24 protein-coding genes are annotated in these 26338 nt (G+C 67.6%); 9 read left to right on the forward strand and 15 right to left on the reverse strand.

The window, feature by feature from the left end:
- Positions 1–27: 27 nt before the first annotated feature.
- Complete coding sequence (locus B841_RS11040) at positions 28–1527, reverse strand: succinate CoA transferase (RefSeq protein ID WP_020935573.1); 1500 nt, start codon at positions 1525–1527, stop codon at positions 28–30.
- 241 nt (positions 1528–1768) lie between these two features.
- Here B841_RS11040 and dusB point away from each other — a divergent pair, with 241 nt between their 5' ends.
- Both dusB and phoU read left to right on the forward strand, forming a co-directional pair.
- Positions 1769–2893, forward strand: a complete 1125-nt coding sequence (dusB, locus tag B841_RS11045) for a tRNA dihydrouridine synthase DusB (RefSeq protein ID WP_041632341.1) — start codon at positions 1769–1771, stop codon at positions 2891–2893.
- 57 nt (positions 2894–2950) lie between these two features.
- Complete coding sequence (gene phoU, locus B841_RS11050; protein WP_020935575.1) at positions 2951–3679, forward strand: phosphate signaling complex protein PhoU; 729 nt, start codon at positions 2951–2953, stop codon at positions 3677–3679.
- Between the two features lie 22 nt (positions 3680–3701).
- On the opposite strand, the gene B841_RS11055 is transcribed toward phoU, so the two are convergent.
- From B841_RS11055 to mshD, 6 genes are all read right to left on the reverse strand, one after another.
- Positions 3702–4883, reverse strand: a complete 1182-nt coding sequence (locus B841_RS11055) for a cytochrome P450 (RefSeq protein ID WP_084482038.1) — start codon at positions 4881–4883, stop codon at positions 3702–3704.
- A 119-nt stretch (positions 4884–5002) separates the two neighbouring features.
- Entirely contained in the window at positions 5003–5776 is a 774-nt protein-coding gene (pstB, locus tag B841_RS11060) for a phosphate ABC transporter ATP-binding protein PstB (RefSeq protein ID WP_020935577.1), read from the reverse strand.
- Between the two features lie 46 nt (positions 5777–5822).
- Complete coding sequence (pstA, locus tag B841_RS11065) at positions 5823–6737, reverse strand: phosphate ABC transporter permease PstA (RefSeq protein WP_020935578.1); 915 nt, start codon at positions 6735–6737, stop codon at positions 5823–5825.
- A 19-nt stretch (positions 6738–6756) separates the two neighbouring features.
- Positions 6757–7836 carry a phosphate ABC transporter permease subunit PstC gene (gene pstC, locus B841_RS11070; protein ID WP_020935579.1) on the reverse strand — a complete coding sequence of 360 codons (1080 nt, stop codon included), beginning with the start codon at positions 7834–7836 and terminating at the stop codon, positions 6757–6759.
- A 162-nt stretch (positions 7837–7998) separates the two neighbouring features.
- The gene (gene pstS / locus B841_RS11075; protein ID WP_020935580.1) at positions 7999–9168 is read right to left on the reverse strand and encodes a phosphate ABC transporter substrate-binding protein PstS; all 1170 of its coding nucleotides are present in this window, start codon (positions 9166–9168) and stop codon (positions 7999–8001) included.
- A gap of 356 nt (positions 9169–9524) precedes the next feature.
- Positions 9525–10436, reverse strand: coding sequence for a mycothiol synthase (gene mshD, locus B841_RS11080; protein WP_404825480.1), 912 nt, complete (start codon positions 10434–10436; stop codon positions 9525–9527).
- Between the two features lie 41 nt (positions 10437–10477).
- Here mshD and B841_RS11085 point away from each other — a divergent pair, with 41 nt between their 5' ends.
- Positions 10478–11281, forward strand: a complete 804-nt coding sequence (locus tag B841_RS11085) for an LmeA family phospholipid-binding protein (RefSeq protein WP_020935582.1) — start codon at positions 10478–10480, stop codon at positions 11279–11281.
- 28 nt (positions 11282–11309) lie between these two features.
- Complete coding sequence (locus B841_RS11090; protein WP_404825481.1) at positions 11310–12020, forward strand: FABP family protein; 711 nt, start codon at positions 11310–11312, stop codon at positions 12018–12020.
- Here the strand turns inward: B841_RS11090 and B841_RS11095 are convergent.
- Positions 12017–12919, reverse strand: a complete 903-nt coding sequence (locus B841_RS11095) for an aminodeoxychorismate lyase (protein WP_020935584.1) — start codon at positions 12917–12919, stop codon at positions 12017–12019. The genes B841_RS11090 and B841_RS11095 overlap by 4 nt on opposite strands.
- 57 nt (positions 12920–12976) lie before the next feature.
- Between B841_RS11095 and ygfZ the strand changes: the two genes are divergently transcribed.
- Both ygfZ and B841_RS11105 read left to right on the forward strand, forming a co-directional pair.
- Positions 12977–14110 (forward strand): CAF17-like 4Fe-4S cluster assembly/insertion protein YgfZ, encoded by a 1134-nt coding sequence (ygfZ, locus tag B841_RS11100; protein WP_020935585.1) that lies wholly within the window; start codon positions 12977–12979, stop codon positions 14108–14110.
- 169 nt (positions 14111–14279) lie between these two features.
- Positions 14280–14510: a DUF3073 domain-containing protein gene (locus B841_RS11105; RefSeq protein ID WP_020935586.1), complete on the forward strand. Its 231-nt coding sequence runs from the start codon at positions 14280–14282 to the stop codon at positions 14508–14510.
- 111 nt (positions 14511–14621) lie between these two features.
- Here the strand turns inward: B841_RS11105 and purM are convergent, their stop codons facing one another.
- From purM to B841_RS11120, 3 genes are all read right to left on the reverse strand, one after another.
- Positions 14622–15707, reverse strand: coding sequence for a phosphoribosylformylglycinamidine cyclo-ligase (gene purM, locus B841_RS11110; RefSeq protein WP_020935587.1), 1086 nt, complete (start codon positions 15705–15707; stop codon positions 14622–14624).
- A gap of 10 nt (positions 15708–15717) precedes the next feature.
- Positions 15718–17280, reverse strand: coding sequence for an amidophosphoribosyltransferase (gene purF, locus B841_RS11115; protein ID WP_020935588.1), 1563 nt, complete (start codon positions 17278–17280; stop codon positions 15718–15720).
- 65 nt (positions 17281–17345) lie between these two features.
- On the reverse strand, positions 17346–17729 hold the full coding sequence (locus B841_RS11120) for a sterol carrier family protein (protein WP_020935589.1): 384 nt from the start codon (positions 17727–17729) through the stop codon (positions 17346–17348).
- Between the two features lie 119 nt (positions 17730–17848).
- On the opposite strand from B841_RS11120, the gene B841_RS11125 reads away from it, so the two are divergent.
- On the forward strand, positions 17849–18844 hold the full coding sequence (locus B841_RS11125) for an acyl-CoA thioesterase (protein ID WP_020935590.1): 996 nt from the start codon (positions 17849–17851) through the stop codon (positions 18842–18844).
- On the opposite strand, the gene B841_RS11130 is transcribed toward B841_RS11125, so the two are convergent.
- Complete coding sequence (locus B841_RS11130; protein ID WP_020935591.1) at positions 18841–19539, reverse strand: LysE family translocator; 699 nt, start codon at positions 19537–19539, stop codon at positions 18841–18843. The genes B841_RS11125 and B841_RS11130 overlap by 4 nt on opposite strands.
- Before the next feature lie 97 nt (positions 19540–19636).
- On the opposite strand from B841_RS11130, the gene B841_RS11135 reads away from it, so the two are divergent.
- On the forward strand, positions 19637–20092 hold the full coding sequence (locus tag B841_RS11135) for an Lrp/AsnC family transcriptional regulator (protein ID WP_020935592.1): 456 nt from the start codon (positions 19637–19639) through the stop codon (positions 20090–20092).
- 54 nt (positions 20093–20146) lie between these two features.
- Here the strand turns inward: B841_RS11135 and purL are convergent, their stop codons facing one another.
- From purL to purS, 3 genes are read right to left on the reverse strand one after another with little or no spacing between them, the layout of a single operon-like run.
- Entirely contained in the window at positions 20147–22423 is a 2277-nt protein-coding gene (gene purL, locus B841_RS11140; RefSeq protein WP_020935593.1) for a phosphoribosylformylglycinamidine synthase subunit PurL, read from the reverse strand.
- Positions 22424–22435: 12 nt separating this feature from the next.
- Positions 22436–23107: a phosphoribosylformylglycinamidine synthase subunit PurQ gene (gene purQ, locus B841_RS11145; RefSeq protein ID WP_020935594.1), complete on the reverse strand. Its 672-nt coding sequence runs from the start codon at positions 23105–23107 to the stop codon at positions 22436–22438.
- Positions 23107–23352, reverse strand: coding sequence for a phosphoribosylformylglycinamidine synthase subunit PurS (purS, locus tag B841_RS11150; RefSeq protein WP_041631883.1), 246 nt, complete (start codon positions 23350–23352; stop codon positions 23107–23109). The genes purQ and purS overlap by 1 nt, the downstream gene beginning before the upstream one ends.
- A 303-nt stretch (positions 23353–23655) precedes the next feature.
- Between purS and B841_RS11155 the strand changes: the two genes are divergently transcribed.
- Entirely contained in the window at positions 23656–26286 is a 2631-nt protein-coding gene (locus tag B841_RS11155; protein WP_041631884.1) for an ExeM/NucH family extracellular endonuclease, read from the forward strand.
- Positions 26287–26338 lie beyond the last annotated feature (52 nt).

Genomic DNA, 26338 nt, shown 5'->3' on the forward strand with positions numbered 1-26338 from the left:
TCGCTTTCCCGGCGGCGGGAAAAGGCGTTACTTCTTCATGGTGCCGGTCTGGGCGAGGCGGGTGTGGAACTCAAACGCCGTCGCCAGGTCGTGCGGGGTGTGGCCGCCGAGTTCGTTGGCGCGCTCGACGTACTCGCGCAGCAGCGGGCGGTAGTCCGGGTGCGCCACGGAGATCATCTTCTCCGCGCGCTGACGCGGCGACAGGCCGCGCAGGTCGGCGTAGCCGTACTCGGTCACGAAGACCATCGCGTCATGCTCGGTGTGGTCGATGTGCGAGGAGAACGGGACGATGCAGGAGATCGCGCCGTCCTTGGCCACGGACGGGGTGACGAAGGAGGAGATGTAGGCGTTGCGGGTGAAGTCGCCGGAGCCGCCGATGCCGTTCATCACCTTCGTGCCGGAGACGTTGGTGGAGTTGACGTTGCCGTAGATGTCGGCCTCGATCAGGCCGTTGGAGGCGATCAGGCCGACGCGGCGGATGACCTCCGGGTGGTTGGAGATCGCCTGCGGGCGCAGGATGATGTGCTGACGGTAGAAGTCGGCCTTCTCGTTCATCTTCTCCGCGTACTCCGGCGAGAGGGAGAAGGACGTGGCGGAGGCCATGGTCATCTTGCCGGCGTCGATCAGGTCCAGCATGCCGTCCTGGATGACCTCGGTGTAGGCGGTGATGTTCTCGAACTTCGAGTCCAGCAGGCCCGCCATCACGGCGTTCGGGACGTTACCCACGCCCGACTGCATGATGTAGTTGTCGTAGGTCAGACGGCCCGCGGCGACCTCGTCCTCCAGGAACTGCAGGAAGTTCGCGGCGATCTGCTTGGAGACGTCGTCCGGTTCCTTGAAGGAGGTGTTGCGGTCGGCGTCGTCGGTCTCGACGACGGCGACGACCTTGGACAGGTCGATGCGCTGGAAGGTCTCGCCGATGCGGTCGCCGACGTCGTTGATCTCGATCGGGGTGCGGTCCCAGAGCTGCTCCGGGGCGTAGATGTCGTGCATGCCCTCCAGGTTGAGGGACTGCCACGAGTTGACCTCGAGGATGATGCGGTCGGCGGCGTCGGCGTACTCGACGTTGTTGCCCACGGCGGACGACGGGACGAGGCTGCCGTCCTCGTTGATCTTCGTGCACTCGATGATGGCGACGTCCATGGTGCCGAAGAAGCCCTGCTGGACCTGCTGGCCCAGGTGGGACAGGTGGATGTCGGAGTAGTGGGCCTCGCCCTGGTTGAACTGGCCGCGCAGCGTGCGGTCCGAGTTGTACGGGGTGCGGAAGCCGATCGCGTTGGCTTCGGCCAGCACGCCGTCGGCGGCGTCGGCGGTGGAGGCCCCGGTGAAGACGTCGATCTTGAATTCGCCGCCGGCGCCCTGGGCCGTCTTCGCCTTGGCGGCGATGGCGGCCGGCAGGGCCTTGGGGTAACCGGCGCCCGTGAAGCCGGACATGCCGACCTTATCGCCGTGGTTGACGAACTCGGCGGCCTCATCTGCGGACATGACCTTCGCGGCCAACTCAGCATTGGCGATGCGCTCGGACATTCGCTCTCCTTATTTTTTGATATGCACCACATTAATGGGGGCAATCCCGGATAGATTACAGATAAATACTGTAACCTAAGTCCGCTAAAAGAGTCATGACGCTTGCCACCCTCCTCCCCCGCCCCCATTATGGGGAGGCGTGTTCCGTCCGGCCCATTTTGCCGGTGGCGCCTGGGGCAGCGACAATATAGGGGTGACACAGACTTTCTCCCCCTCTGCCCGTTCCCTGTCCATCGGTTCGATGACCCTGGACTCCCCCGTCGTGCTCGCCCCCATGGCAGGCGTGACCAACGTGGCTTTCCGCACCCTGTGCCGCGAGCAGGAGCTGGAGAAGACCGGCACCGTCTCCGGGTTGTACGTCTGCGAGATGGTCACGGCGCGCGCGCTGGTGGAGCGCAACGACAAAACGCTGCACATGACGACCTTCGCCGCCGACGAGAACCCGCGGTCGCTGCAGCTGTACACGGTGGACCCGAAATACACCTACGAAGCGGCGAAGATGATCGTCGACGAGAACCTCGCCGACCACATCGACATGAACTTCGGTTGTCCCGTGCCCAAGGTCACCCGCAAGGGCGGCGGCTCCGCCCTGCCGTACAAGCGGCGCCTCTTCGGCGACATCGTCGCCGCCGCCGTCAAGGCCACCGAGGGCACCGACATTCCGGTGACCGTGAAGTTCCGGGTGGGCATCGACGACGAACATCACACCCACCTGGATTCCGGCCGCATCGCCGCGGCGGAAGGCGCCGCCGCCGTCGCGCTGCACGCACGCACCGCAGCGCAGCGCTACTCCGGGGAAGCCGACTGGGGCGAGATCGCCCGTCTGGTCGACCACATGTCCGGCAGCGGCGTGCCCGTCCTGGGCAACGGCGACATCTTCGCCGCCGCCGACGCAGAAGAGATGATGGCCCGGACCGGGTGCGACGGCGTGGTCGTCGGCCGCGGCTGCCTGGGCCGCCCGTGGCTGTTCGCGGAGCTTTCCGCCCAGCTGCGCGGCGAGGAGTTGCCCGCGCAGCCGACGCTCGGCGAGGTCACCCGCATCATCTACCGTCACGCGGAGCTGCTCGCCCAGCACGACGGAGAGGAGCGCGCCGCCCGCGACCTGCGCAAGCACATGGGCTGGTATCTCCGGGGCTTTCCCGTCGGCGGCGAGCTGCGCGCCTCCCTGGCGAAGATCAGCTCGTTGACGGAGCTGCGGGAGAAGCTCGCCCCCTACGCCGATTCCACTGACCTGGCCAATGATCCCGAGGGCGCCCGGGGCCGGCAGGGGGCGCCGGCGAAGGTCGCCCTCCCCGACGGCTGGCTCGACGATCCGGAGGACGCCACCGTGCCGGAGGGCGCGGAAATCATGCACTCCGGCGGCTAATTGTGTTCTTCCCGACATGCCCGGCGACAGGCGCCGTTCTACTTTAGGATTACCGCTATGCGTACCGCCTACCGTGAAGATCTCGACGACTTCGCGCATGACCTGATCGTCATGTGCGACACGGTGCGCGCCGTCATGGACAAGGCCTCTGATGCGCTGTTGCGCGGATCGCTGCAGAGCGCCGAAGACGCTTTGTCCCACGAAGACACGCTCGCGGAGATCCGCGCCCGCAGCGAGGAACGCGCGGTCAACCTGTTGGCCCTGGAACACCCGACGCCCAGCGACCTGCGTCAGGTCATCTCCTCGATTTACATCGTCAATGACTTCAACCGCATGGGCCGGTTGGCCATGCACATCGCCAACACCGCCCGGAAACGGCACCCGGAGACCGCGATCCCGGAGGCCGTCGGCGCCTACTTCGCCGAGCTGCACCGTCTGGTCGGCGAGATGTCCGCCAAGACCCGCGGCGTGCTGGTGGAGCCGGACACCGACGTCGCCCTCGACATGGCGGAGGACGACGACGCCGTCGACGAGCTCTACCACCATCTGGTGGCGCTGGTGTCCCGGGAGGACTGGGAATACTCGAGCAAGGAGGCGGTGGACGTCGCCATGCTCGCGCGCGAATACGAACGTTACGCCGACCACTGCGTGGCGGTGGCCTCCCGGATCGTCTACCTGATCACCGGCATGAAGCCGGAGGAGTACCTCGACGAGACCCCAGCCCCGGAGCTGGACACGCCGCAACGTTTCGAGGAACTGCGGCGGCTGTACTGGACCGGGGCTTAACGACGCCTTGGGCCCCGCCCCGTCAGCCGTCGAGCCGGACGAGAGTGACCGGCAGGCTGCTCCATCCGCCGACCGGATGAATTTCACGCACCGCGGCGGGCTGCGCCTCTTCCCAGTCCGGGTTGCGCACCGACGCGGCCCGTAGCAGTTCGGTGAGGAAGGCCTCCAGCTCCACCATCGACAGCGCCTTACCCGGGCAATAATGCGGGCCGGCGCCCCACACGAGGTTCTTGTCCGCGTGCGCCTCCGGGTCGAATCCGTCCGGATCCTCGAACGCCTCCGGGTCGCGGTTCGCGGCGGTCCAGTGCAGTCGGATCTGGTTTCCCTCCGGGACCTCCACGCCGCCGAGCGTGACCGGGCAGGTGGTCACCCGTCGATTCGAGACGAACGGCGAATCCCGCCGCAGCACCTCGTCGACGATGGCCTCGAACTCCGCGCCGCCGACGCCGGCGCGGAGCCGCTCCTGCAGCGGCGGATTGTCCGCCAGCGCCTTCAGCAGCACCCCGATGCAGTAAGACATCGAGCTCAAATCCCCGCCGGTCCAGTTCCGCAGAATGGAGACGACCTCCTCGCGGGTGAGACGGCGACCCAAGCTGTCATCCTCGATCAGACGGGAGGTGACGTCCTCGCCCGGGTCGGCCAGTTTGGGGCCCACCGCCGCGTCAATGATCGCGTCAAACTCCGCGGCCGCGGCGGCGGTGCGCTCCAACTCACCGGAGCGGGTGGCGACGTTGTTCTCCTTGACCCACGCCACCAACCTGTCCTCGAGCTCCGGCGCCCACCCCAGCCAGTCCAGCATGGTGCGCACGGCGAAGGTGTCGCCGAGGTCGCCGACGGCGTCGACGGTCACCGTCTCGCCCGTGAGGTGCTCCGCCACCACCTCGCGGGCGACGGCGTGGAAGCCGCCGGAGAGGTTCTGGACCACCGACGCGTCGAGGTAGGTGTCCAACAGGGCCCGGAATCGCCGGTGTTCTTCGCCGTCCAGACCGTTGGGGATCTGCAGGAAGCGGGACACCGACGAGCTGAAGGTCTCCGCGTCCTCCGCCACGCGCCGGGTCTCCTCGTGGCCGACGACGATCACCTCCCCGCCGGGGCCGTGGACGACGGGGCAGCCGCGGGCGTGGAGCCCGTCACCGTAGGCGACGGGCTGCGTGGCGGTGGGGTCGGCGGCGGGCAAAGATGCTGCTGATTGGGGTTCGTTCACGGCGTCTCCTGGTTGGGAACATTAAAGCCAATATTAACGGTTTTAATTTCCCCCCGCCGGAAAGCACGTCGCCCCGCACCTGCGATCAGGTGCGGGGCGGACGTCGAGTCGGCGAGCGTCTAGCCGAAACGGCCGTTGATGTAGTCGTCGGTCTCCTTCATCTCCGGGTTCTCGAAGATGTTCTTGGTGTCGTTGTATTCGACCAGACGGCCCGGCTTGCCGGTGGCCTCCAGGTTGTAGAAGGCCGTGCGGTCGGAGACGCGGGCGGCCTGCTGCATGTTGTGGGTCACGATCACGATGGTGAAGTCCTTCTTCAGCTCGTGGATCAGATCCTCGATCGCCAGCGTCGAGATCGGGTCGAGCGCCGAGCAAGGCTCATCCATGAGCAGGACCTCGGGCTGGACGGCGATCGCGCGGGCGATGCACAGACGCTGCTGCTGACCGCCGGAGAGCCCGCCGCCCGGCTTGTCCAGCCGGTCCTTGACTTCCTCCCACAAGTTGGCGCCGCGCAGGGAACGCTCCGCGACTTCCTTGAGCTTCTTCTTGTTCTTCTCGCCGGAGAGCTTCAGGCCGGCGACGACGTTGTCCTCGATGGACATGGTCGGGAACGGGTTGGCCTTCTGGAAGACCATGCCGATGGTGTTGCGGACGGCGACCGGGTCGACGCGCCTGTCGTAGATGTTGTTGCCGTCGAGCAGGATCTCCCCGTCGACGTAAGCGCCCGGGATGACCTCGTGCATGCGGTTCAGGGTGCGCAGCACGGTGGACTTGCCGCAGCCGGAGGGGCCGATGAAGGCGGTGACCGACTTCGCCGGGATATCGAGGTTGACGTTCTGCACGGCGTGGAAGTCGCCGTAGTAGATGTCGAGATCCTTGAGAACGAGCTTGGACATCAATGTCTCCTGATGCAAATGAGTGGTTGGTGTGCGGTTCGGTGGGTTACTTCTTGACCGAGTACTTGGCGGCGATCCAGCGGGCGGCGATGTTGAGCAGCGCGATGATGAGCACCAGGGTCAGGGCCGCGCCCCACAGCTTGTCCAGGGTCGCCGGGGCGGTGCCGGACTTGTACATGTCCAGCATCATCAGCGGCAGCGAAGACTGCGGGCCGTCGAAGAGGTTCCAGTTGATGGCGTTGGTGGAGCCCACCAGAACCAGCACTGGGGCCGATTCGCCCATGACACGCGCGATGGCGAGCATGATGCCGGTGACGATGCCGGAGAGGGCCGTCGGCAGGACGATCTTGTAGATCGTCTTCCACTTCGGCACGCCGAGGGCGTAGGAGGCTTCGCGCAGATCCATCGGCACGACGCGCAGCATTTCTTCGGTGTTGCGCACCACCAGCGGGATCATCAGCAGAATCAGTGACAGGGCGACGGCGAAACCGGACCGGTTGAAGCCGAAGGAGGTGATCCAGAACGCGTAGACGAACAGTGCGGCGACGATGGACGGGACGCCGGAAAGGATGTCCACCATGAAGGTGGTGATCTTGCCCAGACGGGATCCGTAGGAGTATTCCACCAGGTAGATCGCCGTGAAGACGCCGATCGGGATCGACACCAGGGAGGCGATCAGGGTCTGCACGACGGTGCCGATGATGGCGTGCAGGGCGCCGCCGCCCGGCAGGGACAGCAGCGTCGTGGACTGGTCGGTCGTCCACCACTCGGCGGTGAGGATCGGGCTGAGGCCGCGGGAAATCACGGTCCAGAGCACCCAGACCAGCGGGATCAGCGCGATGAGCATCGTGGCCCACACCAGGACGGAGGCCACGTTGTTGGTGAACTTACGCCGCGGGGAGATATCGATGAAGATGTCGGATCCGGCGGTCTTCGAGGAGTCGGATACAGCGGTAGTCATGATGTTTTCCTCGCCTTCCTTACTTGACCATCGCGCGGGCGATGGTGTTGACGATGAAGGTCAACAGGAACAGCACTAGGCCGGCCGCGATGTAGGCGCCCGCACTGATGGGGTTGTTGAACTCGGGGGCGGCGTTCGCGATGGCGGTGGCGAACGTGGAGCCGCCGTCGAACAGCGAGAACCGGAATTCCGACGACGGCGAGACGACCATGTACAGCGCCATGGTCTCGCCCAGGGCGCGGCCCAGGCCGAGCATCGAGCCGGAGACGTAGCCGGACAGGCCGAACGGCAGCACGGTCATGCGGACGACTTCCCATCGGGTCGCGCCGAGGGCCAGGGCGGCCTCGACCTGGCCGGGAGGGGTCTGGACGAACACTTCGCGGGCGGTGGCGGCGATGATCGGGAGGATCATGATCGCCAGCACGACGCCGCCGGTGAGGATGTTGCGGCCGGTCGCGAAGGACGGCGAGTTCATGTACGTCTCAAAGAGGAAGAAGCCGCCGGCCCAGCCGTGCAGCCAGACGTAGAAGTCCGACAGCCAGGGGCCCAACACCTGCCAGCCCCAGAGCCCGAACACGATCGACGGCACTGCGGCGAGCATGTCCACCAGGTAGCCCATCGGCTTGACCAGGCGCTTCGGCGCGTAGTTCGACAGGAAAATCGCGATGCCCAACGCAATCGGCATGGCGATGACCAAAGCGATGACCGAGATCAGCACCGTCGAGGCGAACATGTTCGGGATACCGAACTGCATCGCGTCGAGGTTGTTGGTCTGCCACGGGCCGTTGTAGGTGAAGAATCCCCAGAGACCGCCCTCGTTACGGGTGATCGCCGGGATCGACTGCGCAATGAGGTAGAGGCCGATCGCGATGATCAGCACGGTGATCAGCGTCGCGGAAGCCGTCGAGAAAAACTCGAAGACGCGGTCGCCCGGGCGCTTGACGCCGGAGCCACGTGACTGAATGCGGGTGGCGGGGGCCTGGGGTTCCTCCGGCTGGTTGGAGGACCCGATGGTCGCGGTGCTGTTGGCGATGGGCTCGGTGTGCTGTTCCGCGTCCCCTGCGGGGAACGCCGAATTGGGCCGATCGTTGTTAGTCATTAGGTGACAATCCTTTTGAAGTTTAGCGGTTCGCCGACGACGTCATCTCGGCACTGGCTCTAAACGCGCGAGCGCCCCCGGACGCCTGAAGCGCCGGGGGCAAGCTGGCGCCTACCGAATTTTGTCAGCTCTGGGCTGGCACCAACTCCGTATCACGAAGTCTTACTGGATAGCGTCGATCGCTTCCTGCAGACGCTCGGCGTGCGCTCCCTCGACCGGGATGAAGCCCAGGCTCTGGAGCATGTCGTCCTGCGAATCCAGGGAGACGGTCAGGAAGTCCTTGACCATGTTCGACGTCTCCTCATCGTAACCTGCGGAGCAGACGATGGAGTACGGGGTCAGGATCAGCGGGTAGGAGCCTTCCTGGGTCTGGGAGAACAGGGCGTCGGTGCTGACGACCATGTCGTGACCCTCGGTCTCGAACTCCAGGGCGTCCAGGGCGACGCCGACGTTCTCGGCGTTGAGCTCGACCGGGCCGGAGCCGAAGTCCAGGTTGGCCACGCCCAGGCCCTGCTGCTCAGCGAAGCCCCACTCGACGTAGGTGATGGCGCCCGGGGTGTTGGACACCTCGGTGGCCACGCCGTTGGAGCCGTTGGCGCCGGCGCCGACCTCCTGCGGGAACTGCTGACCGGTGGTGTCCCAGTTCTCCGGGGTGGCAGTGTTCAGGAAGATCTGGAAGTTGTCGGAGGTGCCGGACTCGTCCGAACGGTAGACGACGCTGATGTCCTGGTCCGGGAGCTCGACGCCCTCGTTCTCCTCGGCGATGGCGTCATCGTTCCAGTTGGTGATCTCGCCGTTGAAAATCTGGGCGACGGTCGGGATCGACAGGTTCAGCTCTTCGTCGACGCCCTCGAGGTTGTAGGCGATGGCGACCGGGCCGATGACCAGCGGGAGGTGCCAGGCGTCGTTGCCTTCGCAACGCTCGGCGGCCTCGGCGACCTGTTCTTCAGCCAGCGGGGAGTCAGAGCCGGCGAAGTCGGACTGGCCGGCGATGAAGTTGGTGCGGCCGGAACCGGAGCCGGAAGCGGTGTAAGCCAAGGACGCGCCGTCGACGGCCTCGGCGTACTGCTGGCCGAAGTAGTCCATGGCGTTCTGCTGGGAGGAAGCGCCCTCGCCGACGAGCTGGCCGGACTGGCCGGACAGGCCGTCCGCGGACGCCTCAGAATCAGCGTCTTCCGAGTCAGTGCCCTCGGCGGCGGTGGTCTCAGCGGTGGTGGTGTCCGTGGTGGTGGTGTCCTCACCCTCACCGGAATCGTTGCAGGCGACGAGAGCGAAGGAGCCGGCGGCGACGACGCCGAGCGCAGCGACAGAACGCTTAAGGTTACGAATCACAGGAATAATGCCTTTCCAGTGCAGGTTCATTTCAGATGGAAGTCCGAGCAATTGCCAAGACCCTTGCCAGGGTAGTGGCGGTTCAAGCAGTGCGCTGGGTGACTTTCACAGGAAACTCACCGCTGAGGTATGCCCTCGGGCGCAGACGCCCGCCTTGCTCACCGATGTGAATGTAGGGTACGGACGTTAACCCAAAAGGTCCTAAAAGATGAACGAGAGGTTAACCGCTTCCGGAACAGCCCTTGACCAGCACCATTAATCGGCCTCCCCACGACCTTCCAGGGCGAAAAATTTTACCTTTCCGCCCCCTCGGGGGTGATTATCGCCGGATTCGCCACCCCCGTCGCCACTCAATCTCAGGAATACACCACGTGCTCTTCCGCCACGGTGAACCCGAGCTCCCGGTACCGCTTCACCGCGGCCTCGTTGTCATCCTCGACGTACAGGATCACCCGCTGCGCGCCCCCCTCCGCCAGGTGCGCCAGCCCCATGCTGACCACCGGCCCGCCCAGTCCACGCCCCCGGTAGTCGCCGGACAGCCCGACGACGTACACCTCAGCGGTGTCCGCGTCATGCCACTTCGTCCAGTGGAAACCCGCCAATGCCGGCGGTTCCTGGCCCGGCTCTTCCCCGGCGGGCGTGTCCCAGATAAACCACACGTCCCGCGGGTCGAACCAGTCGACCTCCATGGCCCGCCGCAGCCGCGCCAGATCCCAGCCGCCCTGCTCCGGGTGCCAGGAGAACGCGTCGTTGTTGACCTCCAGCCACGCCCGCTCGACCGGGTCGGCGCCCCACCGACGGCGGGAGTCAGCGAGGTCGGCCACCGTCATCTCCGTCGGCGGCGTGAAGTCCACGGAGTCACGCAGGGCGTCGCCGCTGACCTCCATCACCAGCAACCGGCGGGTGACCTGCGCCTCCCGGCGGGCCGCCAGCGCCTGGGCGCCGTCGGTGTTGCCGTGCGCCCAGGCCTTCAACTCGGCGACCTCCTCGGCCAGCCCGGCGTAGAGCCGGGCGCCGATGCCCTGGCGGCGCGCCTGCGGGTCGACCAAGAATTCCGCTTCGTCCCCCGCCAGCGCCGCGGCCCCGAGGACCTGCCCGTCCTCGACGGCGAGCAGGTGTCGGTGGCCCAGACGGGCGTCGTCAAGCCCGAGCAGGAATTGCTCCGAGAGCGGGGCGATGCCGTCGGCGCCCTCCGCCCGGGAGGCCAGCTCGGCGACCTGCTCGGCGAGGGCGGCATCGTCCGGCAGGGTGGTCCACGTCAGTTTCAGGTTCGTCATGTCCCCCAGGCTATCGGGTAGGAATATATGGTGTGAACACTTCCACGGCGGCAGCCGACCGCACCGGCCCCTCCCGCCCGCGGTTGCGGGGCCTGCGCGCGGCGGGCGCTCTCGTCGTCGTCTTTCTTCTGCTCTGGGCCGCAGACTCGGCGCTGGCCTCCCGCGCCGAGGCTTCCCTCTCTTCCGACATCGAGGAAGTCTCCGACCTCAGGGCCAGCCCGCGGGTCTACCTCGGCGGTTTCCCCTTCGCCCAAGTCCTGCTCACCGGGGAGCTCCCCGACGCCTCGGTGGATTCCCTCGACGTGGACGTCGCCGGGCTCGGCATCGCCAACACGCGCACCGAGCTCCATCAGGTCAGCGTCTCCCCGCAGCAGGCGCTGCGCGGCGACATCGTCGGCGCGCCGGCGGAGATGCTGCTGCGCCGGGTCTCCCTCGACGGGGTCGCCTTCGGCCAGCTGTTGCACATGACGGACCTGGACATCTCGCACCCCTACGACATTTCCCCCGGCGGCGGGGTGGCCGCCGAAGCCCAACTGACGGGCACCCCGCCCGGCTTCGACGAGCAGATCTCCGGGCTGGTCACCCTCCGTCTCGACGGGCCGGAATTCCACATGGAAGTCGTCGACGTCCTCACCGCCCCCGCCGGCAGAGTCGACGACGCCGAAGACGCCCTGACCTTGAACTTCGACACTCGACGCCTGCCCCTCGGCGGTCAGGCGTCGGCGGTGTCCGTGGGCGGCGGTTCCATTTCCTTCGAATCGCAGCGTTTCAACACCGTGGTCGCCATGAGCGATCTCGCCGCGGCCGACGACGGCGAATCCGCCCTCAGCGACTAGGCTGGGGCGCATGACTCAGGGAAATAACATCGACCCGAACGAGACCCCGCAGGACACCCCCGCCGACGCGGCGGCCGCAGAGTCGCAGGCTCCCACCCCTGCCCAGCCCGCCGACCCGGACAACCTCTCCGGCTCCGACGCGGTCAACCTCGCCGCCGAGCAGTCCAAGGGCACCGCGCACCGCAACATCGGCCCCGCCGGCCCCGAGCCGCTGCCGGTCGACGAGGACACCGCCAACCTGCGCTTGGGCCCCAACCTGCATGACGCGTTGCTCGCCCTGTTGCCGCTGGTCGGCGTCTGGCGCGGCGAAGGCCAGGGCCGCGACGCCGACGGCAGCGAATTCTCTTTCGGCCAGCAGCTGACCTTCGCCCACGACGGCCGCGACTTCCTCTCCTTCGAGTCCCGCACGTGGCGCCTCGACGACGACGGCGCCGCGACGGGCGCCGACCAGCGCGAGGTCGGCTACTGGCGGATCTCCGAGAAAGACGAGATCCAGGTGACGCTGACCAGCTCGGACGGCGTCATCGAGATCCTCTACGGCGAGCCCTACAACGAGCGCGCCTGGCAGGTCGAATCGGCGTCGACGATGGTCACCGAAACCGGCCCCACCGGCCACGGCCCCGGCAAGCGCCTCTACGGCCTGATGCCGAACAACGACCTGGGCTGGGTCGACGAGCGGGTCATCGACGGCGAACTCACGCCCTCCCGCTCCGCCCAGCTCAAGCGCATCGCGGGTTAGTCAGCCAACGCCGCGTCGATGAGTGCGGCGATCTCCGCCGCATTCTTCGGCGCCGGCAACTCCACCTCGTTCACTGCGGTGACCCGCACCCCGCGGCGCACGGAACTGACCAGCCACACAGATTCGGCCGACAGCAAGTCGTCGACGTAGAGGTCCTTGACCTTGCACTTGTATCCCCGTTGGCCGGCGTACTCGAAGAGCGCCTGCTGACTGGTGCCGGACAAAATGTCCTGGCCGGGCCTCGGCGTCCGGAGACGCCGCCCCTTCTTCACGACGATCACCGTCGACGTCGTGGCCTCCAAGACCCGGCCCGTCTCCGTGTCGACGAAGATCACGTCATCGAAGCCGTTCTGCTTCGCATGCCGGAGCGCGGCCATGTTCGCCGCGTAGTTGAGGGTCTTCGCCCCGGTCGTCAGCCACGGGGCCGCCTTGTCTCCGGTGTCCACCTGATAACCGCGCGGCCCAGTCAACGCCCGCGCTCCCTCGGCCCGGGCACGGGCATGCTCCCGCGGCTCCGCCCCCACCGTCACCCACGCCGACGGCACGCCGGTGGATTCCCGCCCGCGGGTGTAGGTCCACGTGCACCGCGCCGCCGGGTGCTTCTCCCCGTGCTGCGCGTGCCAGGCCTGCGCCGCCGCGGCAGTGACCTCGCGCCACTGCCCCAGATACGGGGCCGGCAGCCCCAGCCGCGCCGCAGAGGACGCGAAGCGGGCGGCGTGGCGGTCAAGGTTCGTCGGCTCACCCCCGAGCAGCAGAATCGCTTCGAACACGCCGTCGCCGCGGGTGACGGCGGCGTCGTCGTGGAAAACGTGCGGCAACATCGGATTGTGGAGACGTGCGGAACCGCCGAAAGGTTCGAGCACGTAGATGATCGGCTGAGGCTGAACCAGAGAAACCATGGTGAACCCCATTATGCCAGCCCGCCCAGGTTTGACGCTGCGACTACCATCGAAGACGTGAGTGATACATCTACCGACGTCAATCCCGATCGTTACCTCTCCCCGCTCCTGCAGCGCCCCGGCGCCGCCGAGCTCCAGGACGACACGGCGGTGGACACCGCCGGAGTCCCCTGGCACTACGGCGACCCGCTGGGCGAACAACGCGCCATCGCCTCGACGACGGTCGTCGTCGACCGTTCCCACCGCGTCGTGCTCAAAGTCACCGGCGACGACGCCGCCACCTTCCTCAACACCGTGCTGAGCCAGAAGCTCGACGACGTCGAGGACGGCTTCGCCGCCGGCGCCCTGGACCTCGACATTCAGGGACGCATCCTCCACCACGCCGACGTGGTGCGCGTGGGCGAGACCTTTTACCTCGACGTCCCCTCCGACCAGGCGGACAGCTTCCAGGACTTCCTGAGCAAGATGATCTTCTGGTCCGCCGTCGAACTCGAACGCACCGAGCTCGGGCTCCTGACCTTGCTCGGCGACGCCGTCGAGATCCCCGCCGACCTCGCCGCCGAGGCCGCCTTCGTCCGCCGGGTGGACTGGCAGGGCGCCGCGCGCCGGGACCTGGCGTTGGAGCGCGGGGCGCTGAACGAGGGCGTCGACACGTTGCTCGCCGCCGGCGCCTCCCTCGGCGGGTTGATGGCCTATACCGCCGAACGCGTGCGCGCCCTGATCCCGGAGAAGGCCGCGGACCTCGACGCCAAATCCATCCCCCACGAGGTCCCGGAGTTCATCGGCCGCGGCGAGCGCCACGGCGCCGTCCACCTGACCAAGGGCTGCTACCGCGGGCAGGAGACCGTCGCCCGCGTGGAAAACCTCGGCCGCTCCCCACGTCTGATGGTTCTGCTGCACCTCGACGGCTCGGCCCCCACCACCCCGGTGGCCGGCGACACGCTCTCCTTCAACGGCCGCACCGTCGGCCGCCTGGGCACCGTGGTCCACGACTGCGACTTCGGGCCGATCGCCCTCGGGGTGGTCAAGCGCAGCGCCCTCGACGCGGGAGAGCTGACGATCACCCCCGCCGACGACGCCGAGCGCGCCCCCGTCGCGGCTTCCGTCGACCCCGATTCCATCCCCACCGACGAGGGCGATAAGGCTGGCCGGGAGGCCATTAAGCGGCTGCGTTCCGGCGGCGAAGAATAACGTTTCGACGGCGATTTTCGACCCTCTTAGGGGTTTGTCGGAAGCCGGTGGGGATTTTTTCGGGCAAACAGGCTATTGTGTTTGGCAGGATTGCATACACAGTAGATAGTCGATGGAACGTCCGAATGTTTCCCTGGACGCTTTCCACACACCTCAAGGGGGTCAGGCCATGGGACGCGGTCGAGCAAAGGCAAAGCAGACCAAGGTTGCACGCCAGCTGAAGTACAGTTCTCCCGAGATGGACCTTGACAGGCTCCAGCGCGAGTTGGCCGGCAAGCCACCAGCACGTGATTGGGCTGACGAGGACGATGATTACGACGTCGACGACCAGTACGCAGCTTATGCGGACGGGTACGACGACTGGGACGACGAGGACGATTCCTCCGGTTCCCGCCGCTAGTCGCTAGTTGTTTCCAAAGCGCCCTGCAGCGCTTGGCAATCCTGGAAGCTTCGAACAAGGCGCGCACTCCCGGTGCACACTGGGAGGCGCGCCTTTTGCGTTGTTTTTCCCCTAGTAGTTCGGGTGGCTGCCGGTCAGCGTCGCGCGCTCGGCGTCGGCCTCGCCCTCTTCGGCGGCGCGCACCGTGCCCAACTCCCAGGCGTCGATGTGACGCGCGGTCAGCATCGCCAGCGCCCGATCCCGATCCGCCGCGGACACCACGGCCACCATGCCGACGCCCATGTTGAAAGTCTTTTCCATTTCCGCCTGCTCCACCTTGCCCAGGCTCTGGATGGTGCGGAAGATCTGCGCCGGGGTCCAGGTGGTGCGGCTCATCTCGGCGATGAGGCCTTCCGGCACGATGCGGGCCATGTTGCCCGCCAGGCCGCCGCCGGTGACGTGGCAGAAGGTATGGACCTCGCACTCGGCGGCGAGCGCCAGGCAATCCTTGGCGTAGATGCGGGTCGGTTCCAGCATCTCTTCGCCGAGGGTGCGGTCGAATTCCTCGATGTAGCCGTCCAGCGGGAGACCCGCGCGCTCGAGCAGGACGTGCCGCGCCAGGGAGTAGCCGTTGGAGTGCAGGCCGGAGGAGGCCATGGCGATGATGGAGTCACCGGGGCGGACCTTGTCGGGGCCCAGCAGCTCGTCGGCTTCCACGACGCCGACGGCGGTGGCCGAGACGTCGTAGTGGTCCGGCTCCATCACGCCGGGGTGCTCGGCGGTTTCGCCGCCGAGCAGGGCGGCGCCGGACTGGACGCAGCCCTCCGCGATGCCGGAGACGATCTCGGCGATCTTCTCGGGAACGACCTTGCCGATGGCGATGTAGTCCTGCAGGAACAGCGGCTCGGCGCCGCAGACGACGAGGTCGTCGACGCACATGGCCACCAGGTCGATGCCGATGGTGTCGTGCTTGTCCATGGCCTGGGCGACGGCCAGCTTGGTGCCCACCCCGTCGGAACCGGCCGCCAGCAGCGGGTTCTTGTACTCGCCCAGGGCGAAAAGCCCCGCGAAGCCGCCGAGACCGCCGCGGACCTCCGGGCGGGAGGCGCGGGCGGCGTGCCCCTTGAGCAGGTCGATGGCGCGGTCGCCGGCTTCGATGTCCACGCCGGCCGCCGCGTAGGAGGCACCGGTGGTGTCGGGGGTGTTCTGGTCGGTCATTGTCGCTCTCCTACTTGAGTTCGGTGCTGGGGCCGGTCTGGTCGGCCGCCCGGTTGTTCTGGATCTTACGGACTGCATCTGCGTTGGGGCCGTCGTCGGGCAGGCCCAGCGGGTAAGTGCCGCTGAAGCAGGCGGTGCACAACTCCTCGTCGCGCTGTTCGGTGGCCTCCACCATCTCCTCGATGGACACGAAGCCCAGGGAGTCCGCGCCGATCGCGGTGCGGATCGATTCGATGACCCCGGCCTCATCCGAGTAGTCGCCGTTGTTGGCGATCAGCTCACCCGGGCTGGCGAAGTCGATGCCGTAGAAGCACGGCCACTTCACCGGCGGGGAGGCGATGCGCACGTGCACCTCGGCGGCGCCCGCCTCGTGCAGCATGCGGATCAGGGCGCGCTGCGTGTTGCCGCGCACGATCGAGTCGTCCACGACGATCAGTCGCTTGCCCTCGATGACTTCACGCAGCGGGTTGAGCTTCAACCGGATGCCCAGCTGGCGCAGCGTCTGCGACGGCTGGATGAAGGTGCGCCCCACGTAAGCGTTTTTCACCAGGCCGGTGCCGAACGGGACGCCGGATTCCCGGGCGTAGCCGACTGCGGCGGGGATGCCGGACTCCGGGACGGGGATGACCAGGTCGCCGTCGGCCGGGAATTCGCGGGCCAGCCGCTTGCCCATGTCGATGCGCACGGCGTTGACGGAGCGCTCGCGGATGTAGGAGTCCGGGCGGGCGAGGTAGACGTACTCGAAGACGCAGCCCCGGTGGGAGATCTCGGCGTAGTGCTCGGAGTGCACGCCGGCCTCGTCGATGGCGACGAGCTCACCGGGCTCGATCTCGCGGACGAAGGCGGCGCCGACGATGTCGAGGGCGCAGGACTCGGAGGCCACGACCCAGCCGGCGTCCATCTTGCCCAGCACCAGCGGGCGCACGCCGTGCGGGTCGCGGGCGGCGTAGAGGGTGTGGCCGTCGGTGAAGGTGAGGCAAAAGGCGCCCTCGAACCGGGGCAGGAGGCGGCGGGCGGCGTCCAGGACGCTCGCGCCGTCGGCGACCTCGGCGGCCAGCAGGGCGGACATCACGGCGGTGTCCGAGGACGATCCGCCGGGCTTCCCGTCATGCTCGTCGTCGGACATCAGGCCGCGCCGCACGGCTTCGTCGTGCAGCTGCCGGTAGTTGACGAGGTTTCCGTTGTGGCCCATCGCCACGTCGGTGCCGTCCGGGCAGGTGCGGAACATCGGCTGCACGTTGTGCCAGGACTGGTTGCCGGCCGTCGAGTAGCGGGTGTGGCCGATGGCCACGCTGCCCTGCAGGGAACGCAGCGTCGTCTCGTCGAACACCTGGGAGACCAGCCCGGTGTCTTTGAAGACCAGCACGTTGCCGTCCTCGCCGACGGCGATGCCGGCGCCTTCCTGGCCGCGGTGCTGGAGAGCGAATAACCCGAAATACGTCAGCCGGGCCACGTCTTCGCCTGGCGCCCAGACACCGAACACGCCGCACTCTTCGCGGGGTTTGGTCTCGTCGCGGTCATCGAGGTCGCCGGTCACGGGGGTCAGGGACTGGATGTGCGGAGCTGTCGTCACGCCGCTTACTGTAGTACCGCTCACGCGTTTCACGAAGTTGCCGCCTCCCCTGCCCGCCCCGTCGCTCACACCCTGAGCAGCGGCAGCAGGTCGGCGACGTCGCCGGCCCGCGCCCCGGAGGCGTCGATGAGGCCCGCCGCGACGGCGTCCGCGAAGTCCGTGCGCCCGGTCACCAGCCGCAGCCAGGTGTGCGGGTCGGTCTCCACGACGTTCGGTGGCGTCCCCCGGGTGTGCCGCGGGCCCGCCACGCACTGGACCGCGACAAATGGTGGCACCCGCACTTCGACGGAATGGCCCGGCGCGTCCTGGGCGAGGGTGCGCGCGCTCAGGCGCACCGCCGCCGCCAGGTCGCCGCGGGGAGGTCGCGGGGCCGTGGCCGGGCCGTGGATCCACTCCTGCAGCGTGACGACGGCCTGGCGCATCTGGTCTGGATCGACGGGCTTGCTCATGGACTGAATGATAGCGCTTTTCATCGGGGCCCTTAGCGTATGTTGTGGACTAGTGTTAAGTGCCATCACTGCGGCCCCTGTCCGCCGACCATTCGATTGCAATTGAAAGAGTCACCCCTATGACGACGACCACCACCAAGTCACCGAGAGTCACGCTGCGTTTCATGGCGGCGCCCACCGATATTCTGCAGGCCGGTTCCTTCGGCGTGCACGGCGGGCGGGTGTTGGAGTGGATCGACAAGGCGGCCTACGCGTGTGCGGTGCAGTGGTCGTCGACGTACTGCGTGACGGCCTACGTCGGTCACATCCACTTCACCCGCCCCATCCCGTCGGGGCATCTGGTGGAGGTGCGTTCCCGCGTCGCGTTGACCGGGCGCTCCTCGATGCACATCGTCAACGAGGTCTATTCCGCGGATCCGCGGGAGGGCGTGTTCACCCGCGCCTGTGACTGTCTGGTCATCTTCGTGGCCAAGGACACCGCCACCGGCAAGTCCACCCCGGTGCCGCCGTTCGTGCCGGAGACCGCGGAGGAGCAGCGCGTGGAGGAGGCCGCGAAGTCCCGCATCGGGCTGCGTCAGGCGATTCAGGCGGAGATGGAGAAGCAGACCTACGAGGGACCGTCGGACGCCCCGCGCCTGGTCACCCGTTTTTTGGCGAAGCCGACCGACGTCAATTGGGGCGGCAAGGTCCACGGCGGCACCGCGATGGAGTGGATCGACGAGGCCGGCGTGGCGTGCTCGATGGAGTGGTCCGGGGAGCGGACCGTGGCGGTCTACGCCGGCGGCATCCGCTTCTACAAGCCCATCGCCATCGGCGACCTCATCGAGGTCGACGCCCGGATGATGCGCACCGACCGGCGCAGCATGCAGATGTCCATCCATGTGCGCTCGGGCAGCCCGCGCGGCGGGCGCGAGCACCTCACCGAAGCCATCCACGCCACCGTCTCTTATATCGGCATCGACGAGGACGACGAGCCGTTGGAGGCCCGGCAGTTCCTTCCGGTGACCGACGAGGACAAGCGGCTGCACGAGCACGCGCAGGTGCTGCGCGATCTGCGGGCGGACTACCGGCCGATGCCGTTGATTTCGAACGCCGCCCCGAACCACGTCGATTAGGTCAGGACGTGCTCGGCCGTCATGATGACGGCCACCAGGATCATCGCCGCCCCGGCCACCCCGGTGAGGATGCGGGAAGCCCGTGCGGATGCGGACAGCGTCGTGCGGGCGACGACGCCCAACAGCGCGTAGACCGAGACCGCGGAGACGATGAAGACGCATCCTAAGGCGAACATCTGCGCCGCCGCCGGCCAGACAGCGCCAGCGTCCACGAACTGCGGGAGCAGGGCGATGAACAGCATCAGGCCCTTGGGGTTGAGCCCGCTGACGGTGGCGCCCTGGGCGATGACCTGGACGGCGCGGGGCTCCACGCGGGCCCGGGCGCGCTCCAGCGTGGCGACCCCTCCCCCGCCGGCCGGCGGCGCCGGGGCTGATTCCGCGGCCACGGTGGGCCCGTGCTTGTCGACGGGCCGGGCCAGCGCGGAGTGCAGCATGGAGACGCCGATCCAGGCCAGCACCGCGGCCCCCGTAAGCGTCACCAGGGTCATCACCATCGGCCGGGCGGCGACGACGGCGCCCAGCCCGGCGGCCACGACCGTCGTCAAGCCGAGGTAGCCCAGCGCGATGCCCGCCAACGGCGCGGCGAGGCCACGCCCGCGCAGGCCGTGGCCCAGCACGAACGCCCAATCCGGGCCCGGGGTGACCACCAGCAGCAGGGCCAGCGCCCAGAAACTCAACACCGTCGCGATATCCATGGTCGTGAGTCTGCCCCGGTGACGGGGTGGCGGGAAAACGGCGGCCGTTACCGTCATCTGCCGCGCTTTTCCTAGTAGATGTGCCAGAATCGTGCACATGGACCCCGTCGACCGCACGATCTTGTCACTGGTGCAGGACAACGCGCGCATCTCCGCCGCAGAACTGGCCCATCACACCGGAGTGTCCTCCTCCACGTGCCTACGACGGCTCCGCGCCCTGCAACGCGACGGCGTCATCGCAGGATTCCACGCCCGCGTCGACCCGGCGGCGCTGGGGTTTAGCACCCAGGTCACCGCCTTCATCACGCTGGGCAAAGAAGACCGCGACACCGTCGCCGCCCTGGAGCAGGGCTTGGCCGACATCCCCGAGGTGCTCACCGCCGAACGACTCTTCGGCGACCCCGATTTCCTGGTGCGGCTGGTGGCCCGCGACCTCGCCGACTACCAACGGCTGCGCGACGAAAAGTTGAGCACGCTGCCGGGCGTCGAAAAGATCACCTCGACACTGGTGATGCGCACCATCGTCGACGACCGCGCCGTCCCCGTCGAATGACGACGGCGCCTCCCCTCGTCGAGGGGAGGCGCCGTACAGGGGCGTCAGTCGTTCTTACTCGACGACGGAGTTCGCGCCCACCGCGTGGCCGAAGAGTTCCGGCAGGGTCTGCGACCACGCCTCGTAGAGCTCGGAGATCGCGAGCGACACGCCGCCGACCGTCAACTCCGCCGAGTCGTCGGTGGCGCCGATGGTCGCGGCCGGGATACCCAACTCATCCGCGCGGATGAGCAGCGCGTCGACCCGGTCGGCCGTGGTGGCGACGACGGCACGCGACGCGGACTCGGAGAACAGCGCCACGAAATCGTCCTCGTGCACCTTCGACAGGTCCAGGTCGACGCCCTTGCCGGCGCGCAGCAGCATCTCGATGACCGCCTGCGCCAGGCCGCCCTCCGAGACGTCGTGCGCGGCGGTCAGGCCGGTGTTGCCGACGAAGAACTCCGCCAGCTTCTCCTCGTCGGCCAGATCCACCTGCGGGGGCAGGCCGTTGAGCCCGCCGCCGGAGACCTGCTGCCAGATGGAGCCACCGAACTCGTCCTTCGTCTCACCCAGGACGACGAGCACCTCCGGCTCGTCGACCGTGCCCAGATCGTGGCCGATGGCCTGGTGGACGTCCTCGATGACGCCGAGCACGCCGACGACCGGGGTCGGCAGGATCGGCTCGTCGCCGGTCTGGTTGTAGAAGGAGACGTTGCCGCCGGAGACCGGGATGCCCAGCTCCACGGCGCCGTCGGCGAGCCCGTGCACGGCCTCGCGGAACTGCCACATCACGTCAGTGTTCTCCGGGGAGCCGAAGTTGAGGCAGTTGGTCACCGCGACCGGCTTCGCACCGGTGACGGCCACATTGCGGTACGCCTCCGCCAGCGCCAGACGGGCGCCCATGTTCGGGTCCAGCTTGGCGTAGCGGCCCGACGCGTCCGCCGAGACGGCCACGCCGCGGCCGGTCTCCTCGTTGATCCGCAGCACGCCGGCGTCGGAGTACTGGGCCTTGACCGTGTTGCCGCGCACGTAGCGGTCGAACTGCTTCGTGATGAAGTCCCGCGAGCACAGCGCCGGCGAGGACACCATGTCCAGCAGCGCCTGCTTCAGGTCCTCCGGACGCTCGACCGGCTGCAGCCGCTGCAGCTCGTCCTGCCACTCCGGGCGGGCGAACGGACGCTCGTAGACCGGGCCCTCGTCGATGGTCGACGCCGGGGCGTCCACGACGACCTCACCGTTGTGGTAGACGACGTAGCGGTCCTTCTCGTCGATGACCTCGCCGATCTCCGCGGCGGTGACGTCCCACTTCGCGCAGATATCGTAGAACTTGTCCAGGTTCTCCGGAGCCACGACAGCGCACATGCGCTCCTGCGACTCCGACGCCAGGATCTCGGCGGCGGTCATGTTCTCCGCGCGCAGCGGCACGTTGTCCAGGTTGACGCGCATGCCGCCGTCACCGGCCGCGGCCAGCTCCGCCGTGGCACACGCCAACCCGCCGCCGCCGAGGTCCTGGATGCCGTCAACCACGCCGGCGCCGTAAAGCTCCAGACACGCCTCGATGAGCACCTTCTCCGCGAAGGGGTCGCCGACCTGGACGGACGGCAGCTTGCGCTCCTCGCCCTCCTCGAAGTTCGCCGACCCCAGCACCGACACCCCACCGATGCCGTCCAGCCCCGTGCGGGAACCGAAGAGCATGACCTTATTGCCGGTGCCGGACGCGAACGCCAGCTTCAAGTCCTCGACCTTCAAGGTGCCCACCGCCAAGGCGTTGACCAGGGGGTTGCCCAAGTAGGCCTCGTCGAAGACGGTCTCGCCGCCGATGTTCGGCAGGCCGAGGGAGTTGCCGTAGCCGCCGATGCCGGACACCACGCCCGGCAGCACCCGCTTGGTGTCCGGGGCGTCGGCCGGGCCGAACCGCAGCTGGTCCATCACGGCGATCGGGCGCGCGCCCATGGCCATGATGTCGCGGACGATGCCGCCGATGCCGGTCGCCGCACCCTGGTAGGGCTCGACGAACGACGGGCTGTTGTGCGACTCGACGCGGAAGGTCACCGCGTCACCGTCGCCGATGTCGACGACGCCGGCGTTCTCGCCGATGCCGGCCAAAATCTTGGAGTTCATCTCCTCGGTGGCGGTCTGCCCGAAGTAACGCAGATGCGTCTTCGAGGACTTGTAGGAGCAGTGCTCCGACCACATCACCGAATACGCGGTCAGCTCCGCGTCGGTGGGACGGCGGCCCAAAATCTCGCGGATCCGGCCATACTCGTCCTCCTTGAGGCCGAGCTCCTCCCAAGGCTGCTCGAGCTCCGGGGTGGCCTGCGCGGCCTCAACGGTGTCGTTGTGGACAGTCATTGCTTTCCTCTCTTAAGCCGCGACCGCGGAAATGGCGGACAAGAACAGTCCCAGACCGTCGACGGACGGGCCGGTGAGCGTGTCGATGGCATGCTCCGGGTGCGGCATCAAGCCGACCACACGACCGTTTTCGCTGGTGATGCCGGCGATCGCGTTGATCGAACCGTTGTAGTTGTCGGTGTAACGGAAGACGACGCGCCCCTCACCCTCCAACTCCGCGATGGTATCGGCGGACGCCTGGAACCGGCCCTCGCCGTGCTTGGACGGCACCATGATGCGCTGACCGACCTCGAAACCACTGGTCCAGGCGGTGTCGGTGTTCTGCACCTCCAAGTAGGTGTCGACGCAATGGAAGTTCAACCCCTGGTTACGCGTCAGCGCGCCGGGCAGGAGGCCGGCCTCGGTGAGGATCTGGAAGCCGTTGCAGATGCCCAACACCGGCAGGCCCTTGCCCGCGGCCTCGACGACGGAGCGCATCATCGGGGACAACGCGGCGATCGCGCCGGAGCGCAGGTAGTCGCCGTAGGAGAAACCGCCCGGGACCACGACGGCGTCGAGGCCGTTGAGGGCCTCGTCGTCGTGCCACAGGCTGACGGCCTCGGCGCCGGCGGTGCGGACGGCCCGCAGCGCGTCGACGTCGTCAAGCGTGCCGGGAAAAGTGATGACGCCGATCTTCGCGGACACTACTTCTTCACCTCGGCGCCGACGATCTCGTAGTCCTCGATGACGGTGTTGGTCAGCAGCGTCGCGGCGACCTTCTCCAGCTCCTCGGCGGTGACGGAATCGTCGACCTCGAGTTCAAAACGCTTGCCCTGGCGGACATCGGAGACGCCTTCGACGCCGATCCGCCCCAGGGCCCGAACGACCGCCTGACCCTGGGGGTCCAGGATCTCTTCTTTCGGCATGACATTTACAACGACACGGGCCATGACATTCCCTAACTTTCTGCTGCCAGTTGGACGTGCTTCAGTGTATAGGTCCAGAAACACGGTTCATATTCTCTGCCGGAAACGGTGTGCCCTCCCGCCCCCGGGGCGCCGGCGAATGAACGTCACCGGGCCGGAAAATGGCGGACAAGTGAATTCTCGACCAGCCGAAAGCAAACCCCCAGGGGCCGTCACCGCCTCGCCCAGCGCCCGGTGAGCGCATGCGCTACAACGAATCCACGGCTGTGCTCACCCACGTGGCGAGCACGCTTTTCCGATTCCCCTCATAAGAAGGCCTACTCAGTGATGTCTCGATCCCTTCGCCCCCGGAGCATGCGTGCCGCAGCGATCTCCGTCGCCCTCGGCGCAGCTTCCGCCCTCCTCGTCGTCCCCGCCGCCGTCGCCGCCCCAGACGGCAGTGACGTCGTCATCTCCGAAGTGTACTCCGCGGGCGGCAACGGCGGTTCGGTTTTCGCCAACGATTTCGTCGAACTCTACAACCCCACCGACGACGTCATCGACCTGGCGGACCACACCCTGACCCGCTATTCCGCCAGCGGCAACCCCCAGAACGACGTGGTGACGCTGACGGGCGCCATCCCCGCCGGCGGCCACTACCTGGTGCAGACGGCGGCAGGCAACAACGACACCGGGGCCCTGCCCACCCCGGACTTCGACGCGGGCGACGACCTGGGCTTCGGCGCCCGCACCGCCGCCGCCGAGCTGAAGGACGACGCCGGCACGACCATCGATCTCCTCGGCTGGGGCGCCATCGACGTCGCCGAGGGCGCGGCGGCGGCCAGCCCGAACGCCGACCAGTCCGTTCAGCGCATCCCCGTCGAAGTCGACACCGACGACAACGCCGCTGACTTCATCGTCGACGCCCCCACCCCCACCAACTCCGCCGACGAATCCGCGACAGGTGGAGACGCCGGCGGCGGCGACGACGTCCCCGCCTCGGAGCCGGGCGAGGTCACCCCGATCGCCGAGATCCAGGGCACCGGCGACGCCACCCCGCTTAACGGCCAGACCGTGACCACCGAAGGCGTCGTCACCGGCGTCTACCCCGACGGCGGCAAGAACGGCTTCTACCTGCAGACCGCCGGCACCGGCGGCGACGCCCAGAACGTCGGCGACGCCTCGCACGGCGTCTTCGTCCACCTCGGTCACCGCGGCGCTGAGGCGTACCCGGAGATCGGTGAGTCCGTCGTCGTCACGGGCACCGCCGGCGAATACTACGACGTCACCCAGCTTTCCGGAGCCGCCGTCACCCCGGCCGACGCCGAGCTCGACCCGGTCACCCCGATCACCATCGACGTCCTGCCCGCCGGCGACGACGCCCGCGAACCCTACGAAGGCATGCTGGTGCAGCCGACCGGCGACTACACCGTCACCGACAACTACGCCCTCAACACCCACGGCGAACTCGGCCTCACCCCGGGCACCGAAGCATTCTCCACCCCCACCGACGTCGTCCTGCCCGGCACGGCGGCCAACGACCTGCAGGCCAGCAACGACGCCCGGCTGGTCACGCTTGACGACGGCCGCACCCCCAACTACATGCACGACGCCACCGACGTGCCCCTGCCCTACCTCGCCGTCGACGGCGCCCCACACCAGTCGATCCGCACCGGCGACCACGTCGACTTCCAGCACCCCGTCGTCGTCGACTACGGCTTCGACAGCTGGCGCTTCCAACCCACCACCCCGATCACCGGCGACAACTCCGCCGCCGAGCTACCCATCACCTGGGCTGACTCCCGCGCCGAAGCCCTCGCCGAAATCGACGCCGTCGACGGCGAATTCACCGTCGGCTCCTTCAACGTCCTCAACTACTTCACCTCCCTCGGCGTCGACGAACCCGGCTGCGACTACTACACCGACGTCGACGGCAACCCCGTCGGCGCCAACTGGTGCGACGTCCGCGGCGCCTACAGCGAAGAGGCGTTCGCCGACCAGCAGGCCAAAATCGTCCAGGCCATCAACATGATGGACGTCGACGTCCTCGGCCTCGAAGAGATCGAAAACACCTACGGCCTCACCGGCGACGTCGACGCGCGCGACGACGCCCTCGCCGCCCTCGTCGACGCCCTCAACGCCGACGCCGGCCAGCAGCGCTGGGCCTACGTCGAATCCCCCGCCGATCTCGGCACCGACGAAGACGTCATCCGCGTCGCCTTCATCTACAACCCCGCCACCGTCGAAACCGTCGGCGAATCCCGCATCTTCGACGGCGACGCCTACACCGGCACCGCCCGCCAGCCGCTGGCGCAGGAGTTCCAGCCCGTCGAGGGCGGCGACTCCTTCGTCGCCGTCACCAACCACTTCAAGTCCAAAGGCTCCGTGAGCCGCGGCGACAGCGACCAAAACGACGGCCAGGGCAACAACCCCAACGTCCGCAACGCCCAATCCCAGGCCCTGCTCGACCACCTCGACGCCCAGGAAGACTGGGTGGACGCCCCGGTCTTTGTCCTCGGCGACCTCAACGCCTACGCCCGCGAAGACGCCATCCGCACCCTCGAGGCCAACGGCTTCACCAACATCAACACCGAATACGCCGGCCACGAACCGACCTACCAGTTCGACGGCCAGTTAGGCTCCCTCGACCACGCCTTCGGCAACGAGGCCGCCATGGAGCTGGTGCAGGACGCCGTCGTGTGGAACATCAACGCCGACGAGTCCATCGCCTACGAATACTCCCGCCGCAACTACAACACGGTGGACTTCTTCGAGGCCGACAACCCGTTCCGCTCCTCCGACCACGACCCGATCAAGGTCGGTTTCAACCTCACCGTCGACGCCCCGACGCCGCCGGTCGAGGACGAGGACGAGACGCCCGCGCCGGCCCCGACCGGTTCGAGCCTGATGAGCTCGGTCGCCGCGATCTTCGCGTCGATCGGCGCCGCCCTCGAACGCTTCTTCAGCTTCTTCCGCTAGCGCAGACGACGACACCTCCGCCCTCCCCGGTTTACCGGGGAGGGCGGAGGTG

It is taken from the genome of Corynebacterium maris DSM 45190 (assembly GCF_000442645.1).
Lineage (GTDB): Bacteria > Actinomycetota > Actinomycetes > Mycobacteriales > Mycobacteriaceae > Corynebacterium > Corynebacterium maris.